Genomic DNA, 8,104 nt, shown 5'->3' with positions numbered 1-8,104 from the left:
GAATTGCGGTCGGGGGTGGGCACGTGATCGGCGGTCGGCGAACCCGGCACATAGTACGCCAGTACCCAGAAACATGTCACGGCCCTGCCATACCCTGACTACGCTCTGAATTGTCATGACTACTCCTGAATCGGACGCCGCCCCGGGTGGTGCCGCCGACGACGGGCCCGACGAGGGCGGACGACCGGGGCAGGGCAGGTGGGTCGACGTCGTCGCCGTGCTCAGTTTCGTGCTGCTCGCCTTCTGGATCACCGCTCGGCTCTGGCTGGACCCGGCCAACGGGCTCCGGGACAACCGCACCGATCAGGCGCAGTTCGAGTGGATGATGGCGCATGGTGCGCGGGTCGTGACCGATTTCGCCTATCCGTTCACCTCGGACCGGATGAATGTGCCGGACGGCGTCAATTTGATGGCCAATACGTCCGTATTATCCATTTCGCTGCCAATGACGCCGGTCACCGTCCTGTTCGGGCCACGCTGGTCGTTCCTGCTCTTTCTCACCCTCGGAATGGCCGCCACCGGGGCGGCCTGGTATTTCGTCCTGTCCCGGGTGCTGATCGGTGCCCGCGCCCCGGCCTGGCTGGGGGCCGGCTTCTGCGCGTTCGCGCCGGCCATGGTCTCCCACGCCAACGCCCACCCCAACATCGTCAGCCAGTTCGTGGTGCCGCTGATCGTCTGGCGGACGCTGCGCCTGGCCGAGCCGGGCCGCTGGCTGCGCAACGGCCTGCTGCTCGGTCTGCTGATCGTCTGGCAGGCCTTCCTCAACCTGGAGATCCTCCTGATGACCGCGATCGGCCTGGGCGTCGTGGTGCTGGCGCTCGCCCTCGGCCGACCCGAACTGCGGACGGCCGCCCGGCCCTTCGCCGCCGGGCTCGGGGTGGCCGCCGTGCTCTCGGGGGTGCTGCTGGCGTACCCGCTCTCCGTGCAGTTCTTCGGACCCGGCGCCTACCAGGGGCTCTCCACGCTGATCCGGGGTTACCGCACCGACCTGGCCTCCTACGTCGCCTGGTCCCGTGAGTCCCTGGCCGGCGACGCGCGGGGCAGCGTCTGGCTGGCCAAGAACGCCACCGAGGAGAACGCCTTCTTCGGCTGGCCGCTCGCCGTGCTGGCGGTCGCGCTGGTCTGGTGGCTGCGCCGCAACGTCGTGGTGCTCGGCCTGGCGGCCGTCGGCGCGGTCTTCGTGCTGTTCTCGCTCGGCCGCGAGATCCGCTTCGACGGGCGGGACACCGGCATTCCCGGCCCCTGGGCGGCCCTGGAGCACCTGCCGATCCTGCACTCGGTGGTGCCCACCCGGTGGTCGCTGGCGCTCACCCCGATCGTCGGCATCCTGCTCGCGCTCGGCGCCGAACACATCCGGCGGCTGGCCCGGCGGCACCCGGCCGCCCGGGGGCGGATCCGGTTCGCCACCGCCACGGTGCTCACCATGGCGCTGCTGCCGCTCCTGCCGACCCCGCTGCCGTCGGTGCGCCTCGACCCCACCCCGACCTTCGTCACCTCCGGCGCCTGGCGGCCCTACGTCGCCGGCGGGCGCAGCATCGTCACGCTCCCGCTGCCCGACACCAACTACGCCGTCCCGCTGCGCTGGTCCGCCGAGACCCGGCTGGACATGCCGCTGGCCCGCGGCTACTTCCTCTATCCGGACACCCGGCCCGGCGCCGGCCGGGTGGCCCTCTTCACCGCGCCGCCCCGCCCCACGAGCACCTTCTTCACCACCATCCGGCAGACCGACGCGGTGCCGCCGATCACGCCGCAGGACCGGGTGGCGGCCGTGGACGACCTGCGGTACTGGCGGGCGGGCGCCGTCGTGCTCGACCCGCGGCTGCGGCAGGCCGGATCGCTGTACCGGGGAATGACCGAGCTGACCGGGATCACGCCGACCTTCACCGGCGGGGTCTGGCTCTGGGACGTGCGTCCCCTGGTCGACTGAGCGGCCGGGTCAGGACTGGCGGACGCAGCAGCCCTGGCAGATCTTCGGCCGGGGCAGGGTGAAGGCCAGGCAGCAGGTGCGCCGCTGCACGGTCGGCTCGCCCGCCGGGCCCGGCACCAACTCGACCAGGTCGCTCAGGTCGAGCGCGTCGAGCAGCGTGCCGATGGTCGCGGTGGAGGAGCCGGGCAGCGCGTCCGAGGCCCGCAAGATGCCGTGCGCGATGCCGGAGGCGACCGAGCCGAGCAGGGTACGGGTGCCGATCCGGACCTCGCCCTGGATGGCACCGATCAGCGGGGCGAAGTGGGCGTCGAGCAGCGTGGCCCGCAGCGCGCCGAGAAGCGCGGCCTCGTCGGCGACCACCCGGACGCCCGGGTCGCCGGCCAGCGCCAGCGGGTCGCCGGGGAGCACCGCGACCGTGGTGGAACTGCGTAGCCCGAGGGTGAGCAGCTGGTGGTGGTCCTCGAAATGGACCAGCACGTCGGCCGGGTCGAGCAGCGGAACCCGCCGGGCCGAGGCCCAGCCGAGCACGGCCGGCAGCGCCGTCCAGTAGCTGTAGGACTTCCAGGCCAGCGCGGCGCAGGCGTGCGGGGTGCCGCCCCAGCGCCGGCCCGCCGCCCGCAGGAACTCGGGGAGCAGGGTGCCGTCGACCAGCCGGGTGGCCGGAACCCAGCGGGGCGCGCTGTCGGTGACCAGCAGGCCCGGCGCGAGACCGGGCAGGTCGTCGGTGCCGAACATGGCACGCAGGGTCGCCGTGATCGGGGCGAACGGGGTGGCGACGTCCCGCCCCGGCATCACCGCAGTCACCTGGTCGTCCCCTGTCTGGTCGCCCCACCGGCCGCCGTCCGCCGCCGATCCGAACTAAGGCTAGCCTAACCACAGATCCCCGGTGAGGGAAAGTGGTCCCGTGGACTCCGGGGAGAGGTCCCGCTCACTCCGTCGCCGCTCGCGTACTACCCGGCGAGATGGGCGGAAAACGCCGCCGAGCGGGGCGGCGGGCGGCGCAAGCATCGACGGATGCCGCTGAATTGTCAAGGCGAGTGTCGAATACGAGGCAGTTTCCGTACACGTTCGGCCACTTAACGTGAAAATGGTCTTCCCGCGTACGAGGAAGCCGATGACGACCTCACCCATCGAGCGTGCCGCCGACTCGTTCGCGGCCGAACTCGCCCGGCACCGCACCGGCCGAGGGCTGTCCAAGAAGCAGTTGGCGACGCTGATGGGCTTCGACCCGTCCTACGTCAGCCACGTCGAGGGGCGCCGGCACCGGCCCACCGAGGACTTCGCCCGCCGCGCCGAGGCCGTCCTGGAGGCCAGCGGCGCGATCTGGCAGCGCTTCCGGGAGTACGACGAGCTGCGGCACGGCCGCTCCGGCGGTGCGCACCGGGACCCGCCCGTGCCCGGCCAGTGGCTACCGCCCGGCACCGGGCTGGTCGTCGAGCGCGAGACCGCCACCCTCACCCACAGCGAGGACGGCTACCACTGCGCCATCCGGCGCGAGCTGTACAACGCGGGCACCGAGCCGGTCACCCGCTACCTGGTCCGGGTCGCCGTCGACCGCTACCCCAACGACCCGGGCCGCTCCAACCGGCACCACCGCGAGCACCCGCTGACCTTCGCCGAGCTGCAACTCACCGCCTACCGGGACGACGGGGGCGCGCGGGAGCCGATGCACTGGCGGGCCAAGCACGACCGGGACGCGTTCAAGGAGATCTGGCTGCTCTTCGAGAACGACGAGGGGCGCTTCCCGCTCTACCCGGGCGACCGGGTCACCATCGAGTACGCGTACCGCGTCGGGCGGGACAAGTGGGGCCCCTGGTTCCAGCGCGCCGTACGCCTGCCCACCCGGCACCTGGCCGTCCGCCTCGACCTCCCCGTCGGCCTCGACCCCAAGGTGTGGGGCGCGGCGACCTCGCTCTCCGCCGAGGAGGGCCCGCTGCGTACCCCGATCCAGCGCGCCGACGACGGCGGCCGCGCGATCTTCGAATGGGCGACCGACGACCCACCGCTGAACGCCCGCTACCGGATGCAGTGGCGGTTCCGCAGCCAGCCCCCCGACGTCGAGCCCGAAGGTCCGGCCCCCGGCACCCGGATCCGGGCCAGCGACCGGATGCGCGCGGTCGGCATCGTGCAGCGCGGCGACGACCTGCTCCGGCAGCAGGCCCGCCCGTTCGACCTGCCGCGCGAGGAACAACTCGCCCGGGACGTGGTCGACCGGCTCTCCGGCCTGCTGGTCCGCCTCGACGAGCTGCACCCGTTCAGCAAGGGCGTCGGCATCGCCGCGCCGCAGCTCGGGCTCGGCTGGGCCGCCGCCCTGGTCCGCCCCGCCGACCGGGCGGCCGAACCCGTCGTGCTGCTCAACCCCCGGGTGGTGGACAGCTCCCCCGACACCGACGAGCAGTACGAGGGCTGCCTCTCCTTCTTCGACCACCGCGGCCTGGTGCCGCGGCCGCTGCGGATCGACGTGGAGCACGCCCAGTGGGACGGCAGCCGCGTCATCACCTCCTTCGAGTACGCGATGGCGCGGCTGGTCGCCCACGAGATCGACCACCTGGAGGGCCGCCTCTACGCCGACCGGATGGCCCCCGGCGTGCCGCTGGTTCCCGTCGAGGAATACCGGGAGAGCGGCAACCCCTGGCGCTACTGACCCGCAGGGACTCCGGTACGCGGGCCGGTTGCCGGCCCGACCCGCGTACCGGTGAACGGGGGGCCGGGTCGCGTGCCCCAGGGGGCAGGGGCACGCGACCCGGCTCGGGGGGAGCAAGGTCTACAGGTTGCCGAAGGTGTCGTAGCGGATGTTGTCCGGCGGCACGTCGTCGGCGGCCAGCGCGCGCAGGGTCGCCCGGACCATCGCCGCCGACCCGGAGACGTAGCAGTCGTGCGTGGTCCACGGGCCGTACCGGGTGACCACCTCCGAGATGTCACCCAGTTCGCCGTCGAAGCCCGGGTCGTCGCTGCACGCCGTGGTCACCGACAGCCACGGATGGGCGGCCACCAGCTTCTCCAGGCCGGGCAGCCCGTACAGCTCCTCCCGCCGGCGGGCGCCGTAGAAGACGTGCACCCAGCGGGTCCGGTTGACCCGGGTCAGCTCCTCCACCAGCGCCTTGATCGGGGCCAGCCCCACCCCGCCCGCCACACAGAGGATGTCCCGCGTGGAGGCCCGGTCCAGGGTCATCGAGCCCATCGGCGCGGCCACCCGCAGCAGGTCGCCCGGCTTGGTCCGGCGGACCAGCGCCCCCGACACCCAGCCCGCCGCCCCGGCCGGCGTCCGCACGTGGAACTCCAGCACGTTCTCCTCGTTCGGGGCGTTCGCCACCGAGTACGTCCGCCACACCCGCGGGTGGTAGCGGGGCGTCTCGATGCTCACGTACTGGCCGGCCTGCCAGGTCATCGGATGCTGGAGGGCGCGCACGGTCAGCACCGCGGTGTCCGGGCCGTGCCGCTCGTGGGTGAGCACCTCGGCGTGCCAGAACGGCGGATTGTCGTCGGCCGCCGCGCCGGCCAGCATCCGCTCGCTGATGCTGGCGTACGCCTCCCGCCACGCCTGGTCGTACTCCAGGTTCCAGCCGTCGCCGGCGGTGCTGCGCAGCGCGTCCAGCAGGGCGACACCCATGGTCTCGTAGTGGCTCGCCTCGACATGGAACTTCCGGTGGTCCCGGCCCAGCGCGCGTAGGTACTCGTCGAAGCTCTCCGGGTCGTCCACCGTCTGGGTGGCGGTGACGATCGCCTCCAGAATCCGGTCGCCCTGGCCGTTCATCTGCACCGGGAAGAGCATGCGCAGCGCCGGGTCGAGGAGGAACAGCCGGGCGTAGAAGTGACCGCTGAGCCGCTCCCGGTCCTCCTCGACCAGGGTCCAGCTCTCCTTCAGCAACCGCGCGAAGTTCTCCACAGGGGCACGCTCCTTCTCCTGGCGGGCGGATCGGCCCCCATAGAATCTCCACGGAGCGTGCTGGTCGGTCGCACAGAATGTGCGATCGGCTCACCTGACCACCGGAGCGTGCCGACCGCCCCCCGGGTGGGGCACAGTGGTCCGGTGACGGTTGACGAGCTCACCCGCCCGGTCTCCCGCCGGACCCTGGGCACCGAGACGCTGCTCGTGCTCGGCCTCTCCCTCGGCCAGTCGGCCGTGTACGCCCTGGTCTCGCTGGTCGCCAAGCTGACCGCGACGGGCGGGCTGTCGAAGCAGACCGCCTCGCTGAACACCTCCGCGTCGGCCCGGCCCTACCTCGACCTGACGTACCAGCTCCTCGGGATCCTCTTCGCGCTGCTGCCGGTGCTGCTCGCCGTACACCTGCTGGCGCGCGACCCCGGCGACCCGGCGCGGACCCTCGGCGCCGACCTCACCCGGCCCGGGTCGGACCTGGCCCGGGGTGCGGGCCTGGCCGCGCTCATCGGCCTGCCCGGGCTGGCCCTGTTCTGGGCGGCCGCCCAGCTCGGGGTCAACGCCACCCTCGTCCCGGCCGCCCTGCCCGACCTCTGGTGGGCGGTCCCGGTGCTGATCCTGGCCGCCGTGCAGAACGCCGTGCTGGAGGAGGTGATCGTGGTCGGCTACCTGGTCACCCGGCTGCGACAGCTCCAGTGGCGGCTCGGCGCCGTGCTCGCGGCGAGTGCCGTGCTGCGCGGTTCCTACCACCTCTACCAGGGCTTCGGCGCGTTCCTCGGCAACGCCGTGATGGGCGTGATCTTCGGCCTGTTCTACCTGCGTACCCGGCGGGTGGGGCCGCTGATCGTCGCGCACACCCTGCTCGACGTGGTCGCCTTCGTCGGCTACGCCCTCCTGCCGAAGTCCTGGTTCGGCTGGCTCTGACGGCGGGCCGGGCGGTAGAGGCCGGTCGCTCGGGCGGCCAGGCGCTCGGCGGCGGTCGCGTCGCCGGCCGCCGCGGCGAGCGCCGCCGCGCCGGGAAGCAGCCGCGCGGCCAGCCGCAGGCCCAGCCAGCCGGCAGCCTGCGCGGCCAGCGGAGTCGCCAGCCGCCACGCCGCCTCGGCCGCCCGGGCCAACGACCCCTCCGCCGGAGCGCCGGCCGAGCGCACCCCGTCCAGCGCGGCGCGGGCCGTGCCGGCGTCCGGATGCACCTGGGTCAGCACCAGCAGCTCGACCACCCGGTCCGGATGGGCCGGATCCCGGCCGTAGACGGCAGCCAGGTGCAGCACCAGGTTCGCCTGGGTCCACAGCACCGCCGTGAGCTCCGCCACCGGCGCGAACAGCCCGGCGCCCGCCGCGAGCGCGCCACCCGTGCCGGACAGCCGGACGAACCGCCGGGTCACCAGCCGGGCCAGCCCGTCGGCGTCGGCGTCCGGGTAGGCGTCGCGGGTCCGCTCCACCCAGTCCGCGGCGCGCGGCCCGAGGGCCTCCACCGCGGCCAGGGCCAGCAGCTCCGGCGCGAAACCTGGGTGATCGAGTACGCGCACGCCCACCGCCCGCCAGCCCGGGCCCTGAGCGGTCGCCGCGGTGGCGACCTCCTTGGCGGTGGCCGGGCCGGCGGACCGGGCCGCGGCCAGCTCGGTCCTGGCCGGCGGTTCCGCTCGGCCGAGCTGGGCGGCAACCGGTTCGGCCGGAACCTGCGCGGCAGCCGGTTTCGCGGGAACCTGGACGGCGTTTTGCGCCGGCGGGACCGGTGCGGATCCCGCCGCGGTTTGCGCGGCGTCCTGCTCGGGTGAGACGTGCGCGGCGGCGGGTTCCGCCGCGATGTGGGCGGCGTTCTGCTCGCTCGGGGTCTGCGCGGCGGTGGATTCCGGCGGAACGCGCCCGGCAGGAGGCTCGGTAGCGGCATGGGTAAGGGCGGGCTCTGCGGCGTCCGGCGGGGTGGCGGGTGCCCGGCGAGCGGGTGCGCGCTTCGTCGGGGCCGCCTTCTTCGCCGGTGCCGCCTTCGTGCTCTTCCGCGCCCGGGCGGTGCGCGCCGGTGTCACGGTTCCCGCCGCCGTCGCGGCCGGCTCGGCCGCCCCCGGCTCGGACCCGACCGTCCCGACGGCGTCGGCGCCCGTGGGCTCCGCCGTTCCGGGCTCCAGCGGAGCCTTGGGCGCCGCCGTGGACTTCCGCGCCGCCGGGGTGGCCTTCTTCGGCGGGGTGGCCTTCTTCGCGGCCGGCGCACGCCGGGTCCGCTTCGGGGCCTCCTCGCCCACCGGCTCGCCGGCGGCGGTGGTCGCCGGAGGTGGCGCGACGGCCGGCGTACCCGCGTCGGT

At 73.9% G+C, this 8,104-nt stretch carries 7 protein-coding genes; 4 read left to right on the top strand and 3 right to left on the bottom strand.

Features of this window, described 5'->3' with window-relative positions:
- The first annotated feature begins 115 nt into the window (after nucleotides 1–115).
- Nucleotides 116–1,927: a hypothetical protein gene (locus tag F8274_RS28825; RefSeq protein ID WP_151465506.1), complete on the top strand. Its 1,812-nt coding sequence runs from the start codon at nucleotides 116–118 to the stop codon at nucleotides 1,925–1,927.
- A 9-nt stretch (nucleotides 1,928–1,936) separates the two neighbouring features.
- Here the strand turns inward: F8274_RS28825 and F8274_RS28820 are convergent, their stop codons facing one another.
- Nucleotides 1,937–2,719, bottom strand: coding sequence for a hypothetical protein (locus tag F8274_RS28820; RefSeq protein ID WP_151465507.1), 783 nt, complete (start codon nucleotides 2,717–2,719; stop codon nucleotides 1,937–1,939).
- Between the two features lie 322 nt (nucleotides 2,720–3,041).
- Here F8274_RS28820 and F8274_RS28815 point away from each other — a divergent pair, with 322 nt between their 5' ends.
- Nucleotides 3,042–4,571 carry a peptide deformylase gene (locus F8274_RS28815; RefSeq protein WP_151465505.1) on the top strand — a complete coding sequence of 510 codons (1,530 nt, stop codon included), beginning with the start codon at nucleotides 3,042–3,044 and terminating at the stop codon, nucleotides 4,569–4,571.
- A 120-nt stretch (nucleotides 4,572–4,691) separates the two neighbouring features.
- Here the strand turns inward: F8274_RS28815 and F8274_RS28810 are convergent, their stop codons facing one another.
- Nucleotides 4,692–5,813: a globin domain-containing protein gene (locus F8274_RS28810; protein WP_151465504.1), complete on the bottom strand. Its 1,122-nt coding sequence runs from the start codon at nucleotides 5,811–5,813 to the stop codon at nucleotides 4,692–4,694.
- 144 nt (nucleotides 5,814–5,957) lie between these two features.
- On the opposite strand from F8274_RS28810, the gene F8274_RS28805 reads away from it, so the two are divergent.
- A complete protein-coding gene (locus F8274_RS28805) occupies nucleotides 5,958–6,731 on the top strand; it encodes a CPBP family intramembrane glutamic endopeptidase (RefSeq protein WP_151465503.1) in 774 nt (257 codons plus the stop codon).
- Here F8274_RS28805 and F8274_RS28800 read toward each other — a convergent pair.
- Nucleotides 6,692–7,333: a hypothetical protein gene (locus F8274_RS28800; RefSeq protein ID WP_225854023.1), complete on the bottom strand. Its 642-nt coding sequence runs from the start codon at nucleotides 7,331–7,333 to the stop codon at nucleotides 6,692–6,694. The two genes, F8274_RS28805 and F8274_RS28800, sit on opposite strands and share 40 nt — an antisense overlap.
- 394 nt (nucleotides 7,334–7,727) lie before the next feature.
- Here F8274_RS28800 and F8274_RS31470 point away from each other — a divergent pair.
- Nucleotides 7,728–8,104 (top strand): hypothetical protein (locus tag F8274_RS31470; RefSeq protein ID WP_225854022.1); only part of this gene is annotated, 377 nt, incomplete at its 3' end.

Origin of the sequence: Micromonospora sp. AMSO31t (genome assembly GCF_008868175.1) — a bacterium.
Taxonomy (GTDB): Bacteria; Actinomycetota; Actinomycetes; order Mycobacteriales; family Micromonosporaceae; genus Micromonospora.
This window is presented reverse-complemented; position numbering and strand designations above follow the sequence as displayed.